The 24,604-nt window shown below is 72.2% G+C and carries 23 protein-coding genes, 1 other RNA gene and 1 pseudogene; 9 read left to right on the forward strand and 16 right to left on the reverse strand.

What is annotated here, in order from left to right:
- Positions 1 to 9: 9 nt before the first annotated feature.
- Entirely contained in the window at positions 10 to 780 is a 771-nt protein-coding gene (locus tag ACIBCK_RS02825) for an SAM-dependent methyltransferase (RefSeq protein WP_399386276.1), read from the forward strand.
- Here the strand turns inward: ACIBCK_RS02825 and ACIBCK_RS02830 are convergent.
- The gene (locus ACIBCK_RS02830; protein ID WP_399386277.1) at positions 753 to 1,763 is read right to left on the reverse strand and encodes an aminoglycoside phosphotransferase family protein; all 1,011 of its coding nucleotides are present in this window, start codon (positions 1,761 to 1,763) and stop codon (positions 753 to 755) included. The genes ACIBCK_RS02825 and ACIBCK_RS02830 overlap by 28 nt on opposite strands.
- Positions 1,764 to 1,935: 172 nt before the next feature.
- Between ACIBCK_RS02830 and ACIBCK_RS02835 the strand changes: the two genes are divergently transcribed.
- Positions 1,936 to 2,670, forward strand: a complete 735-nt coding sequence (locus tag ACIBCK_RS02835) for a DUF883 C-terminal domain-containing protein (RefSeq protein ID WP_399386278.1) — start codon at positions 1,936 to 1,938, stop codon at positions 2,668 to 2,670.
- A 7-nt stretch (positions 2,671 to 2,677) separates the two neighbouring features.
- Here the strand turns inward: ACIBCK_RS02835 and ACIBCK_RS02840 are convergent, their stop codons facing one another.
- A complete protein-coding gene (locus ACIBCK_RS02840) occupies positions 2,678 to 3,172 on the reverse strand; it encodes a hypothetical protein (RefSeq protein ID WP_399386279.1) in 495 nt (164 codons plus the stop codon).
- A gap of 226 nt (positions 3,173 to 3,398) precedes the next feature.
- Between ACIBCK_RS02840 and ACIBCK_RS02845 the strand changes: the two genes are divergently transcribed.
- Positions 3,399 to 4,340: a glutaminase gene (locus tag ACIBCK_RS02845; RefSeq protein WP_399386280.1), complete on the forward strand. Its 942-nt coding sequence runs from the start codon at positions 3,399 to 3,401 to the stop codon at positions 4,338 to 4,340.
- Between the two features lie 281 nt (positions 4,341 to 4,621).
- Here the strand turns inward: ACIBCK_RS02845 and ACIBCK_RS02850 are convergent, their stop codons facing one another.
- The 7 genes and pseudogenes from ACIBCK_RS02850 to ACIBCK_RS02880 all read right to left on the reverse strand — a co-directional run bounded on the left by ACIBCK_RS02850 (position 4,622) and on the right by ACIBCK_RS02880 (position 11,246).
- Positions 4,622 to 5,509, reverse strand: a complete 888-nt coding sequence (locus ACIBCK_RS02850; protein ID WP_399386281.1) for a hypothetical protein — start codon at positions 5,507 to 5,509, stop codon at positions 4,622 to 4,624.
- Positions 5,510 to 5,742: 233 nt separating this feature from the next.
- Entirely contained in the window at positions 5,743 to 6,918 is a 1,176-nt protein-coding gene (locus ACIBCK_RS02855; protein ID WP_399386282.1) for a hypothetical protein, read from the reverse strand.
- Positions 6,915 to 8,060, reverse strand: coding sequence for a hypothetical protein (locus ACIBCK_RS02860; protein WP_399386283.1), 1,146 nt, complete (start codon positions 8,058 to 8,060; stop codon positions 6,915 to 6,917). Before ACIBCK_RS02860 ends, ACIBCK_RS02855 begins: the two co-directional genes overlap by 4 nt.
- Before the next feature lie 244 nt (positions 8,061 to 8,304).
- Positions 8,305 to 8,714, reverse strand: an RNA gene (rnpB, locus tag ACIBCK_RS02865) — RNase P RNA component class A.
- Between the two features lie 130 nt (positions 8,715 to 8,844).
- A pseudogene (locus ACIBCK_RS02870) lies at positions 8,845 to 9,624 on the reverse strand (DMT family transporter); the annotation flags it as partial.
- Between the two features lie 19 nt (positions 9,625 to 9,643).
- Entirely contained in the window at positions 9,644 to 10,528 is an 885-nt protein-coding gene (locus ACIBCK_RS02875; protein ID WP_399387208.1) for an AraC family ligand binding domain-containing protein, read from the reverse strand.
- Positions 10,529 to 10,676: 148 nt separating this feature from the next.
- The gene (locus ACIBCK_RS02880) at positions 10,677 to 11,246 is read right to left on the reverse strand and encodes a Uma2 family endonuclease (RefSeq protein WP_399387209.1); all 570 of its coding nucleotides are present in this window, start codon (positions 11,244 to 11,246) and stop codon (positions 10,677 to 10,679) included.
- Positions 11,247 to 11,471: 225 nt separating this feature from the next.
- Here ACIBCK_RS02880 and ACIBCK_RS02885 point away from each other — a divergent pair, with 225 nt between their 5' ends.
- Positions 11,472 to 12,296 (forward strand): MerR family transcriptional regulator, encoded by an 825-nt coding sequence (locus tag ACIBCK_RS02885; RefSeq protein WP_399387211.1) that lies wholly within the window; start codon positions 11,472 to 11,474, stop codon positions 12,294 to 12,296.
- Positions 12,293 to 13,111, forward strand: coding sequence for a hypothetical protein (locus ACIBCK_RS02890; protein ID WP_399386284.1), 819 nt, complete (start codon positions 12,293 to 12,295; stop codon positions 13,109 to 13,111). Before ACIBCK_RS02885 ends, ACIBCK_RS02890 begins: the two co-directional genes overlap by 4 nt.
- Here ACIBCK_RS02890 and ACIBCK_RS02895 read toward each other — a convergent pair.
- The gene (locus tag ACIBCK_RS02895) at positions 13,098 to 14,540 is read right to left on the reverse strand and encodes an RNB domain-containing ribonuclease (RefSeq protein ID WP_399386285.1); all 1,443 of its coding nucleotides are present in this window, start codon (positions 14,538 to 14,540) and stop codon (positions 13,098 to 13,100) included. The two genes, ACIBCK_RS02890 and ACIBCK_RS02895, sit on opposite strands and share 14 nt — an antisense overlap.
- Before the next feature lie 639 nt (positions 14,541 to 15,179).
- On the opposite strand from ACIBCK_RS02895, the gene yaaA reads away from it, so the two are divergent.
- Together yaaA and eda are read left to right on the forward strand one after the other, a co-directional pair.
- Entirely contained in the window at positions 15,180 to 15,980 is an 801-nt protein-coding gene (gene yaaA / locus ACIBCK_RS02900) for a peroxide stress protein YaaA (protein ID WP_399386286.1), read from the forward strand.
- 91 nt (positions 15,981 to 16,071) lie between these two features.
- Positions 16,072 to 16,716 (forward strand): bifunctional 4-hydroxy-2-oxoglutarate aldolase/2-dehydro-3-deoxy-phosphogluconate aldolase, encoded by a 645-nt coding sequence (gene eda, locus ACIBCK_RS02905; RefSeq protein ID WP_399386287.1) that lies wholly within the window; start codon positions 16,072 to 16,074, stop codon positions 16,714 to 16,716.
- A gap of 300 nt (positions 16,717 to 17,016) precedes the next feature.
- On the opposite strand, the gene ACIBCK_RS02910 is transcribed toward eda, so the two are convergent.
- The 3 genes from ACIBCK_RS02910 to ACIBCK_RS02920 are packed head-to-tail and all read right to left on the reverse strand — an operon-like array spanning position 17,017 to position 19,798.
- Positions 17,017 to 18,195, reverse strand: coding sequence for a bifunctional RNase H/acid phosphatase (locus ACIBCK_RS02910; RefSeq protein ID WP_399386288.1), 1,179 nt, complete (start codon positions 18,193 to 18,195; stop codon positions 17,017 to 17,019).
- A gap of 12 nt (positions 18,196 to 18,207) precedes the next feature.
- Positions 18,208 to 18,951 carry a C4-type zinc ribbon domain-containing protein gene (locus ACIBCK_RS02915; protein ID WP_367048975.1) on the reverse strand — a complete coding sequence of 248 codons (744 nt, stop codon included), beginning with the start codon at positions 18,949 to 18,951 and terminating at the stop codon, positions 18,208 to 18,210.
- Positions 18,947 to 19,798 carry a Nif3-like dinuclear metal center hexameric protein gene (locus ACIBCK_RS02920; protein ID WP_399386289.1) on the reverse strand — a complete coding sequence of 284 codons (852 nt, stop codon included), beginning with the start codon at positions 19,796 to 19,798 and terminating at the stop codon, positions 18,947 to 18,949. The genes ACIBCK_RS02915 and ACIBCK_RS02920 overlap by 5 nt, the downstream gene beginning before the upstream one ends.
- 264 nt (positions 19,799 to 20,062) lie before the next feature.
- Between ACIBCK_RS02920 and ACIBCK_RS02925 the strand changes: the two genes are divergently transcribed.
- Both ACIBCK_RS02925 and ACIBCK_RS02930 read left to right on the forward strand, forming a co-directional pair.
- Positions 20,063 to 21,160, forward strand: a complete 1,098-nt coding sequence (locus ACIBCK_RS02925) for a hypothetical protein (protein WP_399386290.1) — start codon at positions 20,063 to 20,065, stop codon at positions 21,158 to 21,160.
- A 61-nt stretch (positions 21,161 to 21,221) separates the two neighbouring features.
- Positions 21,222 to 21,380 carry a hypothetical protein gene (locus tag ACIBCK_RS02930; protein WP_399386291.1) on the forward strand — a complete coding sequence of 53 codons (159 nt, stop codon included), beginning with the start codon at positions 21,222 to 21,224 and terminating at the stop codon, positions 21,378 to 21,380.
- Between the two features lie 153 nt (positions 21,381 to 21,533).
- On the opposite strand, the gene ACIBCK_RS02935 is transcribed toward ACIBCK_RS02930, so the two are convergent.
- Genes ACIBCK_RS02935 through ACIBCK_RS02945 form a run of 3 tightly spaced genes read right to left on the reverse strand, consistent with a single transcriptional unit; the run spans position 21,534 to position 24,494 of the window.
- Complete coding sequence (locus tag ACIBCK_RS02935; RefSeq protein ID WP_399386292.1) at positions 21,534 to 22,493, reverse strand: 3-oxoacyl-ACP reductase; 960 nt, start codon at positions 22,491 to 22,493, stop codon at positions 21,534 to 21,536.
- Between the two features lie 17 nt (positions 22,494 to 22,510).
- Positions 22,511 to 23,587: a Zn-dependent alcohol dehydrogenase gene (locus ACIBCK_RS02940; RefSeq protein WP_399386293.1), complete on the reverse strand. Its 1,077-nt coding sequence runs from the start codon at positions 23,585 to 23,587 to the stop codon at positions 22,511 to 22,513.
- A 52-nt stretch (positions 23,588 to 23,639) separates the two neighbouring features.
- Complete coding sequence (locus ACIBCK_RS02945) at positions 23,640 to 24,494, reverse strand: MaoC/PaaZ C-terminal domain-containing protein (RefSeq protein WP_399386294.1); 855 nt, start codon at positions 24,492 to 24,494, stop codon at positions 23,640 to 23,642.
- Positions 24,495 to 24,604 lie beyond the last annotated feature (110 nt).

Raw genomic sequence — 24,604 nt, forward strand, 5'->3', positions numbered from 1 at the left:
TCCCCGCCCATGACCGACACCACCCCGCAGCACCTGCCGCCCCGCCTCACGCGCCTCACCTTCCACGGCCCGCTCTCCGAGGCACGGGCCGGCCGCCTCGTCGAGCGCGTCGCGCCCGGCACCGGCTCCGTCCTCGATCTCGGCTGCGGCTGGGGCGAGTTGCTGCTTCGCGTACTCGAAGCCGCCCCGGCCGCCACCGGCGTGGGCGTGGACCTGTCGGCCGAGGACCTCGCGAGGGGCCGCGCCGCCGCCAAGGAGCGTGGCCTGGCCGAGCGCGTCTCCTTCGTCGAGGAGTCGGCTACGGACACCACCCGCGGCCCGGCGGACCTCGTGCTCTGCCTGGGCGCGAGCCACGCGCTCAGCTCCGCCGAACCGCCCGGCCACACCGAAGCCGCCCTGCGCGCACTGCGCCGCCTCGTCACCCCCGGCGGCCGCGTGGTGCTCGGCGAGGGATTCTGGCAGCGCACGCCCACCTCCGACGAGCTCGCCGGGATGTGGCCGGGCGCCCACGCCGGTGAGCACCTCTTCCTGGGCGACCTCGTGGACGCGGCGATCGCCGCGGGCTTCCGCCCCCTGTGGGTGGAGACGGCGAGCGCGGAGGAGTGGGAGGAGTTCGAGTCCGGCTACCGCACGGACGTGGAGGAGTGGCTCGCCGCGCACCCCGGTCACCCGCTGGCCGCCGAGACCCGCGACAAGGCGGACCGCCAGCGCGACACCTGGCTGCGGGGCTACCGCCAGGTGCTCGGTCTGGCCTATCTGACCCTGATGCCGGTGGGCTGACTGATGCCGGTGGGCTGACCGCTCCCGGTGTCGAACCACGCCTGAGCCAGCGCCTCCAGCGTCGGCTCCGGCGGGGCGGGCAGTTCCCGCAGGTACCAGGGCAGGTTGCTGTAGACGTGCAGCAGGGTGTGGGCGAGGAGCTCACGCGGCTCGAAGGTGTGGCCGTAGGCGCGCATGAAGCGGCCGAGGAGGCCAGGCTCCGCGCGCGTGACGAAGAGGCCGACACCCACGAAGTCGTACGCCCTGTCCCCGATCATGGCGGGCTCGAAGTCGAAGAGCCCGGTGAGGCGGGGCCGCCCCACCCCATCGATGGAGCCGTCGGAGCCGTCGGAGCCGTCGATGTCGACCAGCAGATGCTGGCGCATGAACTCGGTGTGCAGGAGGACGCGCGGCGCGTCGGCACGCAGCGGCACCGCGTCCAGGAAGCCCGGGATCTGCTCCGCCCAGCTCTCCGGCAGCCCGCATGTGCGCTGCCGTGCGGCGGCCCCGGCGCGCTGTACGTCGATGAAGGCTCCCCAGTCGCCGGGCCCGAGCACGTCGGTGAGCGGCCCGGGGTCCAGGGCGTGCAGCGCGGCGAGCGCCTCACCGGCCTCGGTGACCAGGCGCTCCCGGTCAGCGCGTGAGAGACGCGGCCAGGCCACGGCGAGGTCTTCGCCGGGCAGCCGGGACATCAGCACGTACCGCCAGCCGTTCTCGTACGCCCCGGACGCGTGCACCCGCGGTGTGGGGACGGGCAGCCGTCCCTGCAGATGGCTCAACACCCGCGCCTCGGCCTCGGCGTCGTCGGCCGCGGCGCCGGGGAAGAGCTTGAGCACGAGGTCGTCCCCGACGGCGTAGACGGGCTGCGAGCCCTCCGTGAAGCGGTGGAGCGGCGCCCCGGCGAGGCCGAGCCTGCCACAGAGATCCTCAACTCCGGGCCGTATGACGGCTTCGTCGGGAACGACAAGGTCCCATTGCTCATCGGTGTCCACAGGGGGCAGCATGACCGGCACGCTAGGAGGCGACGAGGGCGACGGCAACGCATTTATACGGGCCCGGCGGCCGCCCGCGCACCCGTGCGTCCGTACGTCCGCACCCGCGATACCGACCGAAGTCTGCCGCCCATCGACTTTCGGCCGCTCCCCCGCGGACACCCGCTCGCCTAGCGTCGGGAACATGACCAGCGAAGAGAGCCTCGGCCCCGTCCCGCTCCGCAAGGACAGGACGACGGTCCTCGGTTACCCGCGCGGTGACCTGTTGACCGTACTCATCGGCATGCCGATCCTCGGTCTTCTGCTCGGCATCGCCCTGCCGCCCCTGGCCCGGTGGCTGAGTGATCTGCCGGTGCTGCCCTGGCGGGACGGCATCACGTTCGTCGGTTCGCTGGACAGGCCGTGGCAGACGGCGATCGCGGCGGGCCTCGGCCTGGTCGCCGGGCTGCTCATCGCCGGCACGGACTACGACGAGACCCTCAAGCTGACGCTCACCGACCAGGAGTTGGTGTCCGACCTGCACGAGACGAAGCGGAGCATCGAACGCGCCCGCGTCTCTGCGGTGTTCCTCGACGGCAAGGAACTGGTGGTACTGGACGATTCGTCGTGCGAGTTCACGCGCGGCGTCCACAAGACGAAGGCTCCGGCCCTGGCCGAGGCGTTTCGCTCGCACGGCTACCCGTGGCTGGACGCCGATCCGCACGCGGCCCTGTTCCACCGCTGGATTCCCGGCGCTCCGGGTCTGCCCGCCGAAGCGCACGCGGTCCTCACGGCACGGAAGGTCGCGCTGAAGAGCAAGGCGGCCGAGGACGCCAGGGACCTCGCCGAGACGATGCGGGGTCTGGGGTACGTCGTACGGGACGAGGGCAAGGACCAGTACTGGCGCCCGCTGGCGAGGGAGGCCGACGGGCGCCAGTAGCCGAACGTCAGAAGACGAACGGGCCGGGTGCCTGTGCTGATGTGGCGTTGCAGGTCACGCTGATTCCGAGGACCACGACCTGCAGCGACTTGCCCTCCAGGCTGTCGCCGGTGGCGACGGTCCCGTCGAGCGGCCCGGTGGACACCTCGCCACCGGCGGGAATGGCCGGGTTGGAGCTGCCGGTGAAGGTGGTGGTGCCCGAACCGTTCTTGGTGAGCGTGAGCGTCGAGTCGACGGAGTTGGCCGCGATGTCGATGGGTGCGGTGATCGCCGACGTGGAGACGCTGATCGTCGCGGCGGTGCCGTCCTGGGTGGCCTTGAGCGTCGCCGAACCCGAGCCCCAGGTACCGCAGTCGAACGAGATGGTCGCGGTGTCCGGGGTGACCGCGGTGGCGGCGGGCGCCATCACCATGGCGCCCACGGCGACCAGTCCGACGCCCAGCGCCGACCCGGCACCGAATCTGCGGTGCCGCCTGCTTACTGCACGAATGCCCTGCCTCATGGAGTTCCTGCCTTCAAGTGGGGGGAATTGCGGGGGGTTTCGGGATGCCTGATGACATATCAGCTCTAGCTGCGTTCACTGACGACCAGTCAGTATCCCGTTACCGCATTGAGGCACGGACCCCTGGAGACAACAAGGGCCACTCCCCCACTTGTTGACATGCTACGGCCAATTCCGGCCGCGTTTCCGCGAGCGTCACCGGCCACCCCGGCCGCACAGGTGCAAAATGGCGATCATGATCCCGCCCCGGACGCCTCAGACTTTCCAGCCGGTCCTTGACCGCATCGCGGCCGAGATCCAGAAGACGCCGGGGCGCGGCAGCCCCGCCGACTACATCCCGGCGCTCGCCGCGTGCGACCCGCGCCGGTTCGGGATGGCCGTCGCGGAGCCGGACGGCACGGTGTACGGGGTGGGCGACTGGCGGCAGCCGTTCTCCGCGCAGTCCATCACCAAGGTGTTCACCCTCGCGCTCGACCTGGCGCGCGAAGGGGACGACCTGTGGGACCACGTGGGCCGCGAGCCTTCCGGCAACCCCTTCAACTCGCTCGTGCAGCTGGAGTACGAGAACGGCATCCCGCGCAATCCCTTCATCAACGCGGGCGCCCTCGTCGTCACCGACCGCCTCCAGACACAGACCGGGGACGCGGCGGGCACCCTCCTCGACCTGCTGCGTGCGGAGAGCGGGAACGACCGGCTCACGATCAACGAGGCCGTCGCCGCGTCCGAGTCGGCCCACGGGGACCGCAACGCCGCACTCGGCCACTTCATGGCGTCGTACGGCAACATCGACAACCCGGTCCCCGTCCTCCTGAACCAGTACTTCCGCCAGTGCTCCGTCGAGGCGTCCTGCGCCGACCTCGCCCTGGCCACCGGCTTCCTCGCCCGGCACGGCATCCGCGCCGACGGCACCCGCCTGCTCAGCCGCAGCCAGGCCAAGCAGGTCAACGCGATCATGCTCACCTGCGGGACGTACGACGCGGCGGGCGACTTCGCCTACCGTGTGGGCCTGCCCGGCAAGAGCGGCGTGGGCGGCGGCATCATCGCCGTCGTGCCCGGCCACTGCACGCTCTGCGTCTGGAGTCCGGGTCTCGACGAGCGGGGCAACTCGGTATCGGGGGTGGCGGCGCTGGACCGCTTCACGACGCTGACGGGACTCTCGGTGTTCTGAGAGCCGGGCGCGGGCTGCTCGGGCAGCATGCCGAGCGGCTGGCCCGATGAGCGCTCGGCGCCCTTCACCGCCATCTCGCCGACGATGTGCGCCGCCGGCTGGATCGACTCGCGTGGCGTGAGGTGCGGGGCGTCGGGGGGGCGCTGCGGGAGTTCGGCCGTGTCGGCGAACGCTGCCGCCGTCGGCAGAGCGACGGCGGCAAGCGCTGCGACCACGATCACGACGGCTCGCGGGCGGACGCGGGTGAACATGATCTTTCCCTGGGAGAGCCGGGCCGAGGGTCAGACGGCCGGGAGGGCAGCCGGGCCGGGCGCCTGTGCGGTGTCGCCGCCGGGCTTGACCTGATCGACACCGGCGCCCGCGTCCGCCTTCGGCTTCTGCTCGTCCTTCGGCTTCTGCTGGTCCGTCGGCTTCTGCTCGTCGGGCTTCACGGTGTCGGCCGAGGTGTCCGTGTCGGGCTGGGGCTGCGGGGCCGGACGTGCGTCATCGGGGTCCGGGGTGGGCTGCGGGTCGGGCTGCACGTCGTCGTCCGGGGCGGGCTGCGGGTCCTGTGCGTCCTGTCCGGCCTTGTCGAGCCAGGACTTGAGCTGGCCGTCGGGCTGGAGCGCGACATGCAGGCCGTTGTTCTGGCCGTAGGCGGCGCGCCCGTTCGCGTCGAGGGAGCCGAGCTTGGCACCGGCGCCGAAGAAGTCGGCCTGGTAGTGGTTGGTCGACAGCTTGTAGACCTTCGCGGTGGAGCCGTCGGCGAGCGTGGGCGAGGCAACGAGGACGCGCTTGTTCGGGTTCGGCTTCGGCTTCGGCTTGGCCTTGTCCATCCAGGAGGTGAGCGAGCCGCCCGGGGTGAGCTTGATGTGCAGGCCGTTGTGGTTGGCGTAGGCGTTCTTGCCGTTGGCGATCAGGGTGCCGCCCTTGGGGCCGAGGACGACGGCCTTGGCCTTGTTCTTGCCGAGCTTGTAGACCTTGGCGGTGGAGCCGTCGCGCAGCTTGACCGTCTTGGCCTTGTTCGGCTTCTTGGCCTGGGAGAGCGCGACGGACTCGGCACTGACACCCACGCCGGCCGGGGCCTGCGGGCCGACGGCGGCCATCGCCCCGGACGCGGCTCCGAGACTGATGCCTGCTGCGGCGACGACGGCGATGGCGGTGGTGCGCAGGGTACGGGCGGTACGCATGATGCAGGGGCCCTCTCGGGTCGGTTCCAGGATGTGTGCCGTCCGCTTGGCCGCGGCGACATCTACGAAGTTACGGATCTCGCATCAAAGAACCCCATAGGGGATGTAACGGACACCACGCACATGAGGCGCGGAATACGCACTTCTGCCGATGTTTAGCCGCAAGTTTTACAGCCAGAGGGCGCTCTCGCAGGAAACAGCGGCAGTAGCGGTGCACGGCGGCCGGGCGGGAGTCAGCGGCTACCGCCCGGCTGCGGCAGTTTCAGCTTCAGCGGGCCACAGCCGAGGCGCTCCGCCTCGGCCTCGACGTAGCGGGGGAACAGGGTACGCACGGCCGCGCCGGCCCCGCCCTCGTTGGCCTGGACGAGAAACACGGTCTCGCCCGTCTGGCAACGGGTCCGGAGGACGCCGAGGTTGGGGCCCAGGCTGCCGTAGCCGACAGCGGAGTGCACCCGGTCGCCCTCGTCCAGCGCCATCCTCATGAAGATCCCGGCCAGCCGCGAGTCCTCGACGGTCATCATCCGCTGTTTCGGCTGCGAGCCGGTGATGTCCCGGTCGCAGGTGCGCACCGGACCGCGCCCGTCGGTGATCACGGGGTACTTGGTCGGCTTCTGCTCCCCGCCCACGGTCAGGCCCTTGATGCCGCACAAGGCGTCCGGCTTCTCGGTGCGTGTGTAGCGGGCGGGCTTCGGCAGACGGTCGACCGGATCGGCGATCGTGCCGGTGCAGCCCAGGTCCGCGCTGACCTTGTTGACGAGCTTCACGACCATGCGGGCCATCGCGTCCCGCTCCTTGGTACGCGGCTCCATGTCGCTGATCCAGCTGCCCTGGGCGATGTCCACGACGGTCGGCCCGTCGAGGTGGCCGGGCCGGCCTATACAGCCGTCCGGGATGGCGAGCCAGGCGCGGCTGTCCGAAGCCATGCCGAGGAGGCCACCGCCGAGCGGTGTGAGGCGGGCGGAAAGGAACTCGTCCGCCCACTTGCCGTCGTCGCCCGCCCGGTCGTCCAGCCGATGCACCCGCGCGGTGAGCGCCCACGCGTCGCCGTCGCTATTCGCCAACTGGCAGTTGCCGGTGGGGCCGTCCAGGGAGCGCGCACCGTGCAACACGGGCGCTTCGACCGCTTCGACGTCCTGCGGCTCGCGAAAGAGCGGGGCAAGGTCGTCGCGGGACAGCGCTCCCCAGCACACCTCGTCCGGCGCGAAGGGCCCGGCCTGCGCCTGCCAGGCCATGCCGCCGACGCCGAGCAGCACCCCGGCGAGACCCGCGGCCAACAGCGGCCGGACCCGGCCGCGCAGCAACCGGCGCCAGTGCCATGAGCGCCGACGCCGACTCCGCTCGCTGAGCAGCTGCCGATCGGCGGGCAGGGGCTGGTCGTAGCGGTTCGGCTCGTCCTCTGTGCTGCTCACCGGGCGGCTCCCTTCGGTGCGATGGGGGCGCAGCCCAGGCGGGCCGCGACCGCGTTGGCGAAGGCGGCGAGATGGCCGCGGTCGCTGGAGGCGCCCATCAGGAGGGTGAGGGGCCGGTCGGCACAGTCGGCCCGTACGATCACGCGCTCCTCACCTGTGGTGCCTGTGCCGCGCCAGCCGCGGGCCGCAGGGCGCTCGCCCACGATGCCGTCGAACACCGCGGCCAGCCGTGGCTGCGCGACCATCGCCAGGTCCAGGTGCGGCACGTCGTCGCGATCGCCGCGGACGCTGCACGTCTGCAAGTCGCGGGTGACCGCGCCGATCTGATCCTTGACGTCCTCCGTGCCCGGACGCAGGCCGCGGATGCCGCAGACGTCGTCAGAAGGGCTGAGGACGCTCTCCGTCCTGCCCGGCAGGTCATAGACCGGCGAGCTGACCCTCAGCGGCTGGTCCGGCGCACAACCGGCCGCCGCCATCCCCGAGTTGGCCGCCGCGACCAGCAGCATGGCCGCCTCCCGGGCGCCGCCCAGGTCGGGCGGATCGTTCTGGGTGTACGAGGGGCCGCTGGAGTACCTGCCGGAGGCCTCCAGAGTGACGATGGTCGGCCGGCCGTCGTCCGTATCGCAGGACTTCGGCAGCACCAGCAGGCCACCACGTCCGTTCACCGTGCCCGGCAGACCGTCCGGGAGCGGGACCATGTCACCGCCCAGGAAACGGTCCTGCACCATCGAGAGCCGGGCCTCCGCGGCCTTGGGGACCGGGCCGTACTCGACGGACACCTTCTGGTCGACGGAGACGTCGTCGCCGTCGTAACTGCTCTTGTAGTCGCTGTCGATGGCGACCTCGCAACTGCCGGTCGGCCGCTCGCGGTTGGGCACCGTCTCCTCGGCGGTGCGTGACCCGTCGTCATCGTCACCGAAGGCCTCGTCGCCGAGGAAGCCCGGACCGCCGTCTTCTTCCCAAGCGCCCCAGCAGTAGCGGTCCTTCGGCCACGGCCAGGTATCGGCCGCCCAAGTACCGAGCCCGGCGCCCGCAACCGCGAGCACCAGCGCGGATATCAGCAGCAGCCGGCCACGCCTGCCGTGCGGCAGCACACGGCGCAACCGGCCGGGCGCCGAGGGCGCCTCGTCTGTCTCACTCACCCCGTGATCCCCTCCGTCGGCGGAGTGTATCCCCCGCCCCAGGAGCAGTTCACTCGTCCATCTCGCCCATACCGAGGCCTGGCGGCCACTCCGCACGGGCCGCTCACTCCGGCGGGATCGCTGCGAGGCGCCCCGCGCAACGGTGACCGGACCCTTCCGGGACCACCCCAGGTCAGCCAGGCATGCCCCTCCCCACACAAAACGGCCCTGCCCTAGGAATAACCCCAGGTCAGGGCCGTAGCGGCAGACGAGTCGGGCTGTACGCCGGGTTCTGTCGCCCGGGCGCCTCGCGGCGGCCGGGGAGACGGCCATCCATCTAGGGCCCGCATTGCTGCGGGCCTCGTGCGGTCTACCCGCGGACTCGGGCGGGCAGCCCTCGATCATCCGCGCAGGGCCCTGTCTCCAGGGCCCCTCTTGACCTTGCTCCAGGTGGGGTTTACCTAGCCGCCTGAGTCACCTCAGGCGCTGGTGGTCTCTTACACCACCGTTTCACCCTTACCGGGGGCCGAAGCCTCCGGCGGTCTGTTTTCTGTGGCACTGTCCCGCGGGTCACCCCGGGTGGCCGTTAGCCACCACCTTGCCCTGTGAAGCCCGGACGTTCCTCGGGAAGAGCCCCTGGTGAGGGGAGCTTCACGCGGCCGTCCGCCCGGCTCGTCTGCCGTAGCGACCATGCTACCTGGCGTGTGCCCGGACTCCGCCCCGCAGTCGCCCCCGCGGCCCCCGTCGCCAGGAACGAGCCCGCGAGGATGAGCGTGAAGGCCGCCGCGATGCCCGCCGTGAGGGGTTCGGAGAGGAAGGCGACGCCTGCCGCCACCGCCACCGCCGGGTTGACGTAGGTGAAGACCACCGCTCGCGTCGGGCCCGCCTCGCGGATGAGTTCCAGGAAGACGACGAAGGCCAGCGCCGTGCAGATGACGCCGAGGCCCGCCAGGGAGGCCAGGGTCTTGGCGTCCGGGACGGTGGAGGGCCAGGTCATCGCCGCGGGTACGGCGTACACCGCGGCCGCCAGGGCCAGGCAGAGGGCGATCAGCTGGAACGTCGGGACGTCCTTCAGGTGCCGGGCCGCGATCAACGGGGCGATCGCGTAGCCGAGCGCCGTCAGCAGGACCTCCGTGAGGGACCAGGCGTCGCCGCCGGTGAGGTGCGGGACGGTCAGGACGGCCACTCCCCCGAGACCGAGGCCGAGGCCCGCGAGACGGCGCGCGCCGAGGCGTTCCGTGTCGCCGAAGAAGCGGGCCAGGACGGCGCCGATGATCGGCACGGCGGCGATCAGGAGGCCCGCCGTGGAGCTGGAGAGGCGGCGTTCGGCGTCCGTCAGGGTCCACCAGGGGCCGAGGATCTCGATGCAGGCGAAGGCCAGCATCGGCTTCCAGTGGGTGCGCAGGACTCGGGTGAGGCCCCCTTGCCGCAGGGCGAACGGCAGCAGCAGCGCGGCGCCGAGCGCGCAGCGGGTGAAGACCACCATCGAGGGTGAGAGGTCTTCGACCGCCACCTTGATCATCAGGTACGGGATGCCCCAGAGGACGCCCATCAGGGAGAAGAGGAACCAGCCGCGTGCAGTCATGCGGGCAGTTTCCGGCCGCTCAGCGCCCGCTGTCTTGAACGCTGTTGCGGTACGCCGCCGGGGTCACCCCGAGGACCCGGCGGAACCACCGGGTCAGGTGCGCCTGATCGGCGAAGCCCACCAGGGAGGCCGCCTGCGCGGGCCGCAGCCCCGCGTCGAGGAGCGCACGGGCCCGGGTCACGCGGTGCTGGGCGAGCCAGGCGTAGGGCGGCATCCCCGTCGACGTACGGAAGGCGCGCAGGAGTTGGTAGCGGGAGAGGCCGAGGGGCGCCGCGAGTTCGGCGAGGGACGGCGGGGCGAGGAGTTCGTCGGCGAGCCGGTCGCGTACGGCACGGGCGATGCGGTCGGCGCCGGGCACCGTGTCGGGCAGGAGCCGGGCGCTGCCGTGCCTGCGGGCCAGGGCGGTGAGCAGCCAGGGCAGCCGCGACTCGGCCTCCAGCGGGTCCAACGGGCCGGAGCCGCCGCTGAGTTCGGTGTGGGCCGTGCGCAGGGCCGCGGCGAGTTCGGGGTCGTTCAGTACCGGGTCGCGGAAGTTCGGTGCGGTCAGGGTGCCGTCGGCGAGGAGGTGCGGCGCGGGGTACATCGCCCGGTACGCGTATCCGCCCCGGCGTCCCGGGCCGCCGGTGTGCACCTCGCCCGGGGCGAGCACGACGATGGTTCCCGGCCCCACGTCGAGCCGTCCGCCCCGGTAGTCGATGATCTCGGAGCCCCCGACGCAGACGCCGACGGTGAACTCCTCGTGGTAGTGCGGGGCGTAGCGATGCTGGTCGAAGCGGGCGGTGAGGAGATCCAGGGGCGGCGCACACGGTTCGAGGCGAGCACGGGCCCAGGCCGCGTACTCACGACCACCGCGCCCCGCGTACTCACGACCACCGTGCGCCGCGTGCTCACGGCCGCCGCGCATCGCCTGCTCAAGACCACCGCGCCTCGCGTGCTCACGACCACCGTGCGGTGCCCCGCCCTCACCCGCCATACCGCTCCCCCTCGTCGCCGCGCTCAGGGGTGCAACGCCTGCGCGGCCGGATTTCATGCCCGGGGGGAGGGGCAGGTCCTCAGTCGAACTCCACGGTCTCCAGCTCGAAGTCGAACGGTGCGGGGAGGGCCACCGCTTTACCGAAGGGGAGCGTGCAGTGCTCGCGGTAGTCGTCGCCCTCCGGGTCGCGGAACAGCGTCACCGAAGAGCCTTCGCGGTCGATGAGCAGGTAGAGGGGGATACCGCCGCGGGCGTAGCAGCGCCGCTTGGCCTCGCGGTCCGACTGAGGCTTGGTGGAGGTTACTTCGACGACCAGGGCTACGCCGTCACAGGGCATCCAGGGCTCGGCGCCTCGGAAGAGCCGCAGCCCCATGGGGGCGAAGGTACCGTCCGGGATCGCGTGGTTCTTCGGGCAGGCGCCCCCGCTCTTCAGCTGCAGCCCCTTGTTCCCGGAGAACTGCATGTCGGTTTTGGAGCGCCTGATCACCTGGTTCACGACCAGGCCGATGTAGTCCTCGTGGTCCCCGTCCGGCGGCGGCGTCACGACAATCTCCCCCTCGATCAGCTCCGCCCGGAAACCCTCCGGGGTGTCCAGGGCCAGGAAGCCCTCGAGCAGGACCTCTGCCTGTGCGAGCGGCTCGTGTGCCATGGCAGTCATGTCACGCCCCTTCCTCGGTCGCTCGTCAGACTGGGACATCGCTTGATCCGCCGTCCAAGAGATCGGGAGTTGTTCCCTCGATCGTGGCACAGGATCACGGGTGGGGGTCGGGGTTCGGCCGCCCGGCGGGTCCCGCCCTCTCGTCGCTTGACCTTGCCGCAGCGGCAACGTTTCTACTGGCCTCATGAACGGGATGCGAACGGCCTCATGAACGGGATGCGGATCGGTGAGCTCGCCGGGATGGTCGGTCTCACCACGCGGGCCATCAGGCACTATCACCACCTCGGGCTGCTGACCGAGCCCGAGCGGCGGGCCAACGGTTATCGGGAGTACGGGCTGCGGCACGCCGTCGTGCTGGCGCGGATCCGGCGGCTCACCGAGCTGGGGCTCGGCCTCGCCGAGGTGCGGGACGTGCTCGCGGACGACGCGGGGCGCGAGCTCGCCGAGGTGCTCGCCGAACTCGACGCGGACCTCGCGCGGCAGGAGGGCGCGATCCGCGCGCGGCGGGAGCGGCTGCGGGTGCTGCTGGACGGCGCGGAGCGCGGGGTGCTGTCCCCCGAAGGGCCCGTATCGCCCGAACTGGGGGAATTCTTCGCCGAGATGGCCCGCTCCACCGCGGGCCGCGAAGGACCGGAGTCCGCGATGGCCGCGAAGGACCGGGAGCTGCTCGCCCTGATCGACACGACGGCTCCCCCGGAGGAACGCGACAGGTTCATGGCCGCGCTGCACCCCGCACTGTCCACCCCGGAAGCCGTGGAGCGCGCGCACCAGGTGTACGCCCTGCTCGACGCGCTCGCGGAAGCCGACCTCGCCGATCCGCGGACGGAGGCGGCCGTGGACGAGGCCGCCGGCGCGCTCGTCGCAGCGCTGCCCGACTCGCTCCTGGCGGAGCTGGGCACCGAGGGCGTACGGGCGGTGGCCGACGGGCTCGGCAGCGGCGGCGACCGGTTCCTCGAAGCCTTCTTCTCCGATTTCGCCCCCGCCCAGGCGGAGGCCGTACGCCGTGGGATGCGGCTGCTCATCGAGCGGGGTGCGCGATGAGGGGATCGGAGCGCGGCCTCACGTGGACGCGACTGTTGCGCGGCCTCGCCTGGATCGTCGTACCCCTCGAACTCGCCCTTGTCGTCTGCCTGTCGGCCGGTGCCTCGCTCCCGGCACCTCTGCTCATCGGCGTGGAGACGGTCGTGGTGGCGCTGGTCGTCGTCGAGTGCGCGGGGCTCCTGATCGTGTACCGGCGTGGTGGACGCGCGGCGGTGACGGAGGTCGTGCCGGAGCCGGTGCGGCGGGTCGTCGCGCATGAGGTGCAGGCGTTGTCGAGCCTGGTGCTGTGGGTGGCGCGGCGGCGGCACGGGGTGCGGGAGGGGGATCTCGCGTTCGGGCACGCCCGCGATCAGGCCGCGATGCTGTACGGCTTCGTCTTCGTCTGCGTCGTGGAGACCGTCGGTCTCGCCGTCCTGCTGCGGAACTTCCCCACGCTCCACACGATCACCCTCATCATCGACGTCTACGGCGTCGTCCTGATGCTCGGCATCCACGCCGCCTCCGTGACCCGCCCCCACGTGCTGTCCGCCGACGCACTCCGCGTGCGCCACGGCGCCCACCGTGACCTGCGGATACCGCTGGACCTGATCGCGTCCGCGAGCGGTGAGCGGCTCTTCACGCACGAGGCCGCCGAGGGGGTCCTCGACATTCCGGTCGCCTCGCAGACGTCCCTCACGCTGGAGCTGACCGAGCCCGTGATGGCGGCCGGTTTCCTCGGCGGGCGCAGGCCGGTGACGACGGTACGGCTGCACTCCGACGAGCCCGGGAAGCTGCTGGCCGCGCTGAGGCGGGCCCTGGCACTCACGCGGGCGTGAACTGCACCTTCGCCGCCCCGGGGTCGGCCTGCGTGAGCCGTACCCGCAGCCGTTCCCCCAGCGGCAGGTCGCCCGTGCCGCCCTCGATGCGGGCGACGACCGCGGGGTCGGTCAACTGGACGGTTCCGACGGCAGGTTCACGCTCCTGGACGTCCACCACCACCCCGTCGAAGAGCTCGCCCACCCGGTCCTCGAGCAGCGCGGCCTCGACGAGGTCCACACACTCGCGCTCCACGGTGTTGCCGCGCCGCGTCCCGTCCGCCATCTCCTTGGGCAGCTCGTCCAGCGCGGCGAGCACCCACTGGGGCGGCTCGTCCCCGACGACCGCCGCGAGGCAGAGCTCGGAGGCGTAACGGTCGACGAGGCGGCGGAGCGGGGCCGTGCAGTGGGCGTAGGGGGCGGCGACGGCGGCGTGCGTGGTCAGGTCCGGGACCTCGCCGCCGCTGAACGCTGTGTATCCGGCGCCGCGGAGCAGCGTCGTGCACTCCTGGAGGAAGGCGGCGTGGTGGGGCAGGCGCGGGTCGAGGGAGCGGACGAGCTCGGCGTACGGGACGTGGTGCGGCCACTCGACCCGCAGGGCCTTCGCCGTGCGCCGGAGCCGACCGACCGCGCCGTCCGGCGCGGTGGGGAGGGTCCGCAGGATCCCCGCCCCCGACCGGATCATGAGCTCGGCGGCGGCCATGCCGGTGAGGAGGGAGATCTGGGCGTTCCACCCGTCGGCGGGCAGCGGAGCGCGAAAGTCCAGCTCGTACGTGCCGCCCCGCTCGACGATCTCCTGCTCGGGCACGTTGAGCGAGATGCCGCCCCGCTCGACCTCCAGCTCTTCGCGCAACCGCCCGATGTCGGCGAGCAGGGCGAGGGCCTCCTCGGCGGTGCCGTCGTCGATGGCCCGCTGTACGCCCTCGTAGTCGAGCTTCGCGCGGCTGCGTACGAGGGCACGGCGCACGTCGGTGGAGACGGCGCTCCCGCCCTCGTCGAGGTCGATCGTCCAGAGCACCGCCGGGCAGTCCTGCCCCGGCAGCAGACTGGCCGCGCCCTCGCTCAGCGAGGTGGGGTGCAGGGGCACTTTCTCGTCGGGGAAGTAGAGGGTGGTGACACGCCGATGGGCTTCCGTGACGAGTGGCCCGCCCGGCGTGACGTACGCGGCGACGTCGGCGATGGCATACCGCACCCGGAAGCCGCCGCCGTCCCGCCGGGACAGGTGCATCGCCTGGTCCAGGTCGACGGAGGTGGGCGGATCGATGGTGAAGAGGGGGATGTCGGTCGCGTCGTACGAGGGCAGCCGCGGGGCGGCGAGGGCGCGCTCCGCATCGGCGAGCACGTCCTCGGGGAAGCCCTGGGGGACCTCCAACTTCATACGCAGCTCACGCAGCACGCCCCGCAACGGAGCTTCGGCTGCGCCGGTCACGCGGAGATGGCGACGGGGCATGGGACGAGCGTAGGCGGGGAGGGCGGGGGCGGCACGGTGGCGGGCGGCGCGGTGACGGGCGGCGCGGTGACGGGCGGCGCGTCTCTCCCTCTCCGGTCTCCTTGCCTGGCCGCCCTGGCTCCCGGGCCGGCCTGCTCCTCCGGTCTCCCTGCCGGGCCGCCCCGGCTCCCGGGCCGGCCTGCCCCTCCGGTCTCCCTGCCGGGCCGCCCTGCCCGGCCGCCCCGGTCTACGGGCCGACGCTGGTGCCCCTTGCTCTGCCTGGCGGCGGCGGACCACGGGTCGGCAAGGCGTGGGGCGACGGGTTCCCCGAGCTGCGTCCGTACGCCGCCCGGTGATGGGGTGGTCGGAGGCCGCCGCGGAGGCGAGGGGGCGGAGGGTGGCGCCGCTGCCGGGTGCGCGGCTGGCAGCGGCGCCCCGTGCCGCCCGCCGCAGGCGTGGGCGGCAGCGCGTCCGCGTCGTCCGCCGCAGGCGTAGGCAGCACCACGCCCGCATCGCCCGCCCCAGGCAGGGCAGCGCGCCCCCGGAGCCCGCCGCAGGCGCAGGCGCCCGCAGCGCCCGCCGTAGGCGAACCCCGGCCCCGGAGGCGATTACCCTGGCGCGGGGCCGCATCCCCCTCCCGTGAACCTCCGAAGGAGACCCATGCTCGTCCTGTTGCCGCCCTCCGAAGGCAAGGCGCCCTCCGGCCGTGGCACCCCCCTGAAGCCGGAGTCGCTCTCCCTGCCGGCGCTCGCGGACGCGCGGCAGGCTGTGCTCGACGAGTTGGTCGACCTCTGTGTCGCGGACGAGGAGAAGGCCCGTGACGTACTCGGTCTGAGCGAGGGGCTGCGCGGCGAGGTCGCCAAGAACGCCGAGCTGCGTACGGCGGGCGCGCGCCCCGCGGGCGAGATCTACACCGGCGTTCTGTACGACGCCCTCGGCCTCGCCACGCTGGACGCCGCCGCCAAGCGCCGTGCGGCACGGTCGCTGCTTGTCTTCTCCGGGCTGTGGGGCGCCGTCGGCGTCACCGACCGCATCCCCTCCTACCGCTGCTCGATGGGCGTGAAGCTGCCCGGCCTCGGCGCGCTCGGCGCCTACTGGCGTACGCCGATGGCCTCCGCGCTGCCCGAAGCGGCGGGCGACGGGCTTGTGCTGGACCTGCGGTCGTCGGCGTACGCGGCGGCGTGGAAGCCGAAGGGGGAGGTCGCGGACCGGACGGCGACGGTGCGGGTGCTGCATGCGCAGCTGGTCGACGGCGTCGAGAAGCGGTCCGTCGTCTCGCACTTCAACAAGGCGACCAAGGGGCGGATCGTACGGTCCTTGCTCGAGACCGGCGTCCAGCCGGAGAACCCCGCCGAGCTGGTCGAGGCGCTGCGGGATCTCGGGCATGTGGTGGAGGCCGAGGCTCCGTCGAAGGCGGGTAAGGCGTGGGCGCTGGATGTGGTGGTGCGGGAGATCCACTGATCGCGCACCCCGCAGGCAGGCTGAGCGGTTGCAGTTGCAGCATGTGCAATGCCCTTTGCGCATGCTGCGTGGGTCGGGGCAGGATGCTCCCATGACTTCCCCCTCCCCCTCCCCCTCCGCCTCCGCCTCCGTGCTTGATCTCGCCCCCGTTGTCCCCGTGGTCGTCGTGGAGGACGCATCCGACGCCGTGCCGTTGGCGCGCGCGCTGGTCGCCGGCGGGCTGCCCGCGATCGAGGTGACGTTGCGGACGCCCGCCGCGTTGGACGCGATCCGGGCCATCGCGGCGGAGGTGCCGGACGCGGTGGTCGGTGCGGGCACCGTCATCTCGCCCCAGGGCGTCGCGGAGTCCGTCGACGCCGGGGCCCGCTTCCTGGTCAGCCCGGGGTGGACCGACACGCTCCTTGTCGCGATGAAGGCGTCCGGGGTGCCGTTCCTGCCGGGGGTTTCCACGACGTCCGAGGTCGTGGCGCTGCTGGAGCGGGGGGTGCGCGAGATGAAGTTCTTCCCTGCGGAGGCCGCGGGCGGTACCGCCTATCTCAAGTCCCTCGGCGGGCCGCTGCCGCAGGCCCGTTTCTGCCCTACGGGCGGCATTGGCCTCGCGTCCGCGCCGTCGTATCTCGCGCTGCCGAACGTCGGTTGTGTGGGCGGTAGTTGGATGCTTCCCGCTGACGCGGTCTCGGCGAAGGACTGGGGTCGCGTCGAGGCCTTGGCCCGCGAGGCGGCGTCCCTCCGCTGAACCGCGGGGGCCTTGTGTGCAGTACGTACACGCCCGCGGGCAGGTGGGGGCCGCTCGCGCAGTTCCCCGCGCCCCTGACGGGGCCCACATCCCTGCGCTGACACCTGCGGGCATCTCGTGGTTGCTCGCGCAGTTCCCCGCGCCCCTGACGGGGCCCTCAGCCCCGCGCCGATGCCAGCGGGTGCGTCGTGGTTGCTCGCGCCGTTCCTCGCGCCCCTGGCGGGGCCGCACCGCGCCCGAAGGGGCGCGGGGAACTGCGCGGCCAGCCCCAGCCCACCCGCAGCAAACTCCGCCGAAGCCCTACCGCAGGTGCGACGTATCGTTCAGCAAGCGGAGCGACGCATTGCCGTCGGCGTAGTACGCCACCACCGAGACCGACGCCGCCGAGAGTTCCATGCGGAACAGGGACTCCGGTGGGGCGCCTAGCGCGAGGCGGACCAGCGTCTTGATCGGGGTGACGTGCGTGACCAGGAGGACCGTGCGGCCCGCGTACTCGGCGGCCAGGCGATCCCGTGCCGCCGAGACCCTGTCGGTCACCGCCGCGAAGGACTCGCCCCCCGGAGGCGCCGCATCGGGAGAGGCCAGCCACGCGTTCAGCTCCTCGGGCTGGCGCGACCGCACCTCGCCGAAAGTCAGGCCCTCCCAGGAACCGAAGTCCGTCTCGCGCAACCCCTCGTCGACGCGCACGTCGAGGCCGAGGCGGGCGGCTACCGCCTGCGCCGTCTCCTGGCACCGCTTCAGCGGCGAGGAGACGATCGCCTGGATCGTGCCCCGCGCCGCGAACGCCGCCGCCGCGCGCTCGGCCTGCTCCCGGCCCACGCCGGAGAGGGAGGGGTCGGAACCCCCGCTGCCGGAGAACCGTTTCTGGGGCGTCAGCGCGGTCTCTCCGTGCCGCAGCAGCACGAAGGTCGCGGGCGCGCCCAGGTCAGCGGGCGCCGCCCAGCCGACGGGCGACCGCGGCGCCTGCACGGCCACGGCCTGGCCCGGGGCCTGGGCCAGGGCCACGTTCCCCGCAGCGCGCACGTCCGCGTCGAGCTCCGCCGTCGAGTCCGCCGCCGACCACCGCTCGCCCCGCTTGCCCGCGTCCATCGCCTCGTTGGCGAGACGGTCCGCGTGCTTGTTCTGCTCGCGCGGGATCCACTCGTACGTCACCTGGTCGGGCGGGAAGACCCGCGCCGCCTCGGCGGCGAGCGGCCGCATGTCCGGGTGCTTGATCTTCCAGCGGCCCGACATCTGCTCGACGACGAGCTTGGAGTCCATCCGGACATGGATCGAGGCCGCCGGGTCGAGTTCGTGTGCCGCTTTCAGGCCGGCCACCAGACCCTTGTACTCGGCGACGTTGTTCGTCGCGACGCCGATGTACTCCGCGGCCTCCCGCAGCGTCTCCCCCGTCGCCGCGTCGATGACCACCGAGCCGTAGCCCGCGGGCCCCGGGTTGCCCCGCGACCCGCCGTCCGCCTCGACGATGAACTCCCGCACGGCCACGGTCCCTTACAGACCCGACTCGGACGTGCGGACCAGGATGCGGCTGCAGTTCTCACAGCGCACGACCGTGTCGGGGGACGCCGCCTTCACCTCGTTGACCCCGGTGATGTCCAGCTCGATGCGGCAGCCCTCGCAGCGCCGCTGGTAGAGCTTGGCCGCACCGATGCCGCCCTCCTTGACGCGGAGCTTGTCGTAGAGCTTGAGCAGGTCGGCAGGGACCGAACCCGCCACGACCTCGCGCTCCTTGGTGACCGTGGCGGCCTCGCCGTCGATCTCCTCGAAGGCCGCGTCACGCCGGGCCGTCGCGTCGTCGATCTTCGCCTGGACCGAGGAGACACGTTCCGCCAGCTCGGAGACGCGCTCCTGGGCGGACTCGCGGCGCTCCATGACCTCGAGGACGACGTCCTCCAGGTCGCCCTGGCGCTTGGCGAGCGAGGCGATCTCGCGCTGGAGGTTCTCCAGGTCCTTGGGGGACGTCACGGCGCCCGAGTCCAGGCGCTGCTGGTCGCGGTTGGCGCGCTGGCGCACCTGGTCGACGTCCTGCTCCGCCTTGGTCTGCTCGCGGGCGCAGTCGCTCTCCTCGGTCGTCGAGGCGACGTGCAGATCGCGCAGCTGCGCGATGTCCTTGTTCAGCGACTCGATCTCGGCGTGCTCGGGCAGGGACTTCTTCCGGTGCGCCAGCTGCTGGAGGCGTACGTCGAGTGCCTGGACGTCGAGGAGGCGGATCTGGTCGGCGGGCGCGGCGTTAATTGGGGGCTCCTGTTGAGTCGGTATTCGAGGCCGCGTGGGCGGTCCAGGGGTCGGTGACCGTCTTGGAGACGTGGACGCGAAGTCCCCATCCGTGACGGTCGGAGATCTGATCGAGCTGCGCGGCGGCCAGCTCGCACCACGGCCACTCGGTGGCCCAGTGCGCGGCGTCGAGCAGCGCGAGCGGGGTCTGAGCGCGGGCCTCCGACACCGGGTGGTGGCGCAGGTCCGCGGTGAGGTAGGCGTCCACGCCACAAGCGCGTACGTCGTCGAAGAGGCTGTCGCCGGAGCCGCCGCTGACCGCGAGCGTGCGGATGAGCTGCTCGGGGTCGCCCGCGACCCGGATGCCCTGCGCGGTGGCGGGCAGCCGCTCGGCCGCGCGCGCGGCGAGTTCCCGCAGCGTCAGCGGGTGTTCGAGTTCGCAGATCCGGCCGAGGCCGCGACGGCCGTGGGTGTCGGCCGGGTCCGGTACGAGGGGACGGACGATCCGCAGGTCGAGCGCGCCGGCGAGGGCGTCGGAGACGCCGGGGTCGGCGCGGTCCGCGTTCGTGTGCGCGACGTGCAGCGCGACGTCGTTCTTGATCAGGTCGTGGACGACCCGGCCCTTGAAGGTGGACGCCGCGACCGTCGTCGTGCCGCGCAGATAGAGCGGGTGGTGCGTGACCAGGAGCTGGGCGCCCAGCTTCACCGCCTCGTCGACGATGTCCTGGACGGGGTCGACGGCGAAGAGGACCCGGGAGATCTCCGCTTCGGGGTCGCCGCAGACGGTGCCGACCGCATCCCAGCTCTCGGCCAGTTGCGCGGGCCACAGGGCGTCGAGGGCGTCGATGACTTCAGACAGACGGGGCACGGGGAAAGGCTACCTTCCCGCCGCGTTCGGCATGGCGTCCGTTACGCACCGCTACGGCCTGCTACTGAGCGCCCTCGCAGGGGGCACGGGGAACCGCGCGGGCAAGCGCGTCGCCTTTGCTTCGAGCGCGCCCTCCCACGCAGCACAACCACCCCCGCCCCCTCAGGCGAATCGATACATCGCCACCCTTCTGTGTGAAGCGGGCGGCCACAGGTGCCACGGCAGCGCGTGCGAAAACTAGCTTCGGGGCCCGGAGGTTCCCCCATGACAGCGCCCACGCTTGAGCCCGAGCCCATGACCGCGCCGACGTCTCCCCCGGCGCCCGCGCCACCAGTGATAACCGCCGACGGCACGTACGCCGCCCGGCTCGCCCTCGACGGCGGTTCCTGGTTCCCCGAGCGCTGGACCCTCGACTCCCCCGAGCCGTACGCGGTGCCGCTGCCCGGCAGTCAGCCCGAGGAGCCCGGCACCGAGGTGCTCCCGATGGCCGACGGACGCGTCCTGATCCACCGCGTCGTCGACGGACGTCACGCGTTCGCGCTCCTGTATCCGACGGGCCCGGAGACCGGCGAGGTGCCGCTCGGCGCCGTGGAGTGCGGTGAGTCCCGTCTTACGCTGCTGCCGCCGTCGCCGGCCTGCAGCCAGGCGTACGCGCTCGCGGTGGGCGCGGGGTCGACCGCCCTTTGGCTGGTGGCGGGCGGCGCCTTCGGGCCCGAGCACGTCGCCGAGATCCCCGGGCACTGTTCGGGCGGGGTCTGGCTCGACGGGGCAGGTCGGATGCTGGCCCTGGACCGGGAGTTGGGCGGCCGGGTCAAGACGGTGGCGGTGGATCTGGAGCGGGGCGGCGAGGTGTCGCCCCTCCTCCAGATCGCCGACGAGAGCGATGACCGGCTGCTGCTCGCGGACCCCGACAGCGGGCTGCTCCTGATCCGCTCGAACGCGCCGGGCCACGACAGGCTCGGCTGGGGGGTCCTCGGGGGTACGCGCCCGGTGCGCTTCCCCGAGTGCCTGCGCCTGCCCGACCTCGCGGTGACGCCGTTCGCCATACAGCCCGGCCAGACGCTGATGCCGGAGGGCTGTGCGGTGGGGCTGCGGATCGACGGGGCGGCGGGGAGCTGGCTCGGCCTGTGGCGCCCCGCCGAGCGGCGCCTGCATCAACTGGCCGCGCCTGAAGGGTGGTTGGCGGGCTCGGGGTGGTGGACGCGGGAGGGGGTGCTGCGGCTGCCGTATGTGACGGCGGAGGTTGCGTGCGGGGTCGCGGAGGTGGAGCCGCCGGCTCCGGCGGCGGCGCCTGTGGCGGTTGCCGCGCGGCCTGTTCCGTTGCAGCAGGCGCCTCTCACCGGGCGCGGGGGCGTTGGTTAGACTCGCCCGGCTGCACCGAACGATCTTCTTTACAGAGTTACAGCTTTACGGGGTGAATGTGTTGACGAGAACCGAGATCCGTACGGAACCCGAGCGGAATCCCGAGCCGCGGGAGGCGGCGGGTACTTCCGGGGCGGGCAAGCACCGGGGGCCTGTGGCCGAGCATGACGCTCCGGCGGTGGCGCAGGGCCGGCACCGCCGTCAGGGCGACAAGAACTGACCTGTCCCCAACCCCGCCCCTTCCCGAAAACCCGCTCTGGCGCGGGGGCCTTGCGTGCCGTGATCACCGGCTCCGCCGAGTTCGTCCTCAAACGCCGGACGGGCTGGAAATCCAGCCCGTCCGGCGTTTGAGGGCCCGCGGCGGAGCCGCAGATCATCCCCGCTTCAACCCCAGCACCTCCGACGCCGCGAACGTCTCCCCCGAGGGCCTGTCCGCGTAGTAAGGCGACAGGGCCTCGTCCAGTTCCTCGTACGTGAAGACGTCCTTCGCCGTGTCGAACTTCGCCGCCACCTTGGGGCGTTCCACGACGGCGACCATGCCGCCGTGCACGACGAGCAGTTGTCCGTTGACCCCGGCCGCCGCGGGGGACGCCAAGTAGCCGACCAGCGGCGCGATATGCTCAGGGGCGAGCGCGTCGAGTTCGCCCGTGCCCGGCTCCTGGAAGCCCGCGAAGACGTCCTCCGTCATCCGGGTCCGCGCCCGGGGGCAGATGACGTTCGACGTCACGCCGTACTTGCCGAGGGCCAGCGCGCTCGACGTCGTCAGGCCGACGATCCCGCCCTTCGCCGCCGCGTAGTTCGGCTGGCCCGCGGAGCCCGCGAGGAACGCCTCCGACGAGGTGTTGACGATCCGGCCGTACACCGGCTCGCCCGCCGCCTTGGACCGCTCACGCCAGTGCACGGACGCGAAGTGCGTCGTGTTGAAGTGGCCCTTGAGGTGGACGTGGATGACCGAGTCCCACTCGCTCTCGTTCATCGAGAAGATCATCCGGTCCCGCAGGATGCCCGCGTTGTTCACCAGGATGTCGAGCTTGCCGTACGTGTCGATCGCCAACTGGACGAGCCCGCGCGCCTGTTCATGGTCCGCGACGTCGCCCAGGTGCGCGACCGCCTGCCCGCCCGCCGCCCGGATCTCGGCGGCGACCTCCTCGGCGGGCGTCGCCGACGCGTCGCCCGAGCCGTCGCGGCCCGGCTGCCCGAAGTCGTTGACGACGACGCTCGCGCCGAGCCTGGCGAGTTCGAGGGCTTCCGCCCGCCCGAGGCCCCGGCCCGCTCCCGTCACGATCGCGGCCAACCCGTCGAGCGGCCGTGGCTGTGGCAATGGCTGTGCCATCAGGGATCGACGTCCTCTCAGATCTCGATGCACGTACGCAGCGCGACGCCCGTACGCATCTGGTCAAGCGCTTCGTTGATCTCGGCGAGCGGCACCCGGTGGGTGATCATGCTCTCCAGGTCGATCCGGCCCGCGCGCCACAGCGCGATGGCACGCCCGTAGGACTGCAGGACGTCGCCGCCGCCGTACATGGACGGCAGGATCTTCTTCTCGTCGAAGAACAGCTCGAACATGTTCAGCTGGAGGTTGTCGTCCATGGCGCCCGCGCCGACGACGACGAGCGTGCCGCCACGCCGCGTCGTCTCGTACGCGGTGCGGGCGGTGGCGGATTTGCCGACGACCTCGAAGACGTAGTCGAAGCCCTCGCCCGCGGTGATCCGCTGCTTGGCGTCCTCAAGGGCGTCCGGTGCGACCGCTTCCGTCGCGCCGAACCGCAGCGCGGCCTCGCGCCGCGATGCCACCGGGTCGACGGCGACGATCTGCGCCGCGCCCTTGAGCCGTGCGCCCTGGATCGCGGAGATGCCGACGCCGCCGCAGCCGATGACGGCGACCGACGAACCGGCGGCCACATTCGCGGTGTTGATGGCCGCGCCGAGCCCCGTCGTGACTCCGCAGCCGATGAGGGCCGCGATGTCGAAGGGCACGTCGTCCGGGATCGGCACGGCGCAGCCCGCGTCGACCACGACCTCCTCGGTGAACGTCCCCGTGCCCGCGAAGCCGAAGACATCACCGCCGGGACGCTTGAAGTTGGGGGTGCCCGCGTTCATGAAACCGGCCAGGCACAGCTGGCTCTGGCCGCGCTTGCACGCCGGACACTGGCCGCAGGCGGGCAGCCAGCACACCAGGACCCGGTCGCCCTGGCTGATCCCGCTCACGCCGTCGCCGACGTCGATGATCTCGCCCGCGCCCTCGTGGCCGGGGATGAACGGCGCGGGCTGGGGCAGTACGCCGTTCATCGCGGAGACGTCGGAGTGGCACAGGCCGGTGGCCCGGACCCGGATCTTCACCTTGCCGGGGCCGAAGCCCATCGCCTCGACGTCGTCGAGGACCTCGAGTTTGTCCTGGCCTATCTCGTGCAGTACGGCTGCGCGCATGGTGCGGCTCCCCTCATACGAAGATTCAGGCGTGTACGGCGTGTACGCGGATTCAGGCGTGTTCGACGATCGTGTCGGCGAGGACCGGCGCGTCGTCCCGCTCGACCGCCGTCACCGCGACCTGGACCCGGCCCTCGGAGCGCCACATCCGGATCCGCAGGGTCTCGCCGGGGAAGACGACGCCGGTGAAGCGCGTGCTGTAGCTCCGCACCCGTGACACGTCGCCGCCGAGCGCCGTGTCGACGACCGCCTTGAGCGTCATCCCGTAGGTGCACAGGCCGTGCAGGATCGGGCGGTCGAAACCGGCGAGCTTGGCGAACTCTGGGTCGGCGTGCAGCGGGTTCCAGTCACCGGAGAGGCGGTAGAGCAGCGCCTGCTCCTCGCGGACGGGGCGCTGGACGGTCAGGTCCGGCTCGCCCTCGGGGGCCGGCAGGCGAGTGGAGGGGCCGCGTTCACCGCCGAATCCGCCTTCGCCGCGTACGAAGATCTGGGCGTCGCTCGTCCACAACGGGCCCTCGGTGTCGGCCACTTCGGTGCGCAGGACGAGGACCGCTGCCTTGGTCTTGTCGTACACGGCGGCCACCTTGGAGGTGGTGACGGCCTCGCCCTTGACCGGGATCGGGCGGTGCAGGGTGATGCTCTGGCCGCCGTGCAGGACCGCCGCCAGGTTCACCTCGATGCCGGGGGACGAGAGGCCGCCGACGACGCCCATGCCCGCTCCCGCGACGGTCGCGAAGCTGGGCAGGACGTGCAGCTTGGACTCCAGGGTGTAGCGCAGTTCGTCCGGGTCGGTGGCGGGCACGCCCGCGCCGAGGCCCAGGTGGTAGAGCTGGATGTCCTGGTGATCCCAGGCGATCTCGGCCGACCTGGGCTCCGCGGCCAGTGCTTTCGCGGCATCGATGGGCATGGGGTGGCAGCTCCTTGGCCGGTCTGAAGACCTCGGTGCGGCCGTCCGCACCGTCGGTCGCACCGAGGTCGCAACAGGGCCGGATGGAGCCCGTTCTAGAACGCGTTCCA

Source organism: Streptomyces sp. NPDC051218, assembly GCF_044455475.1.
In the GTDB taxonomy this organism is placed as follows: Bacteria; Actinomycetota; Actinomycetes; order Streptomycetales; family Streptomycetaceae; genus Streptomyces.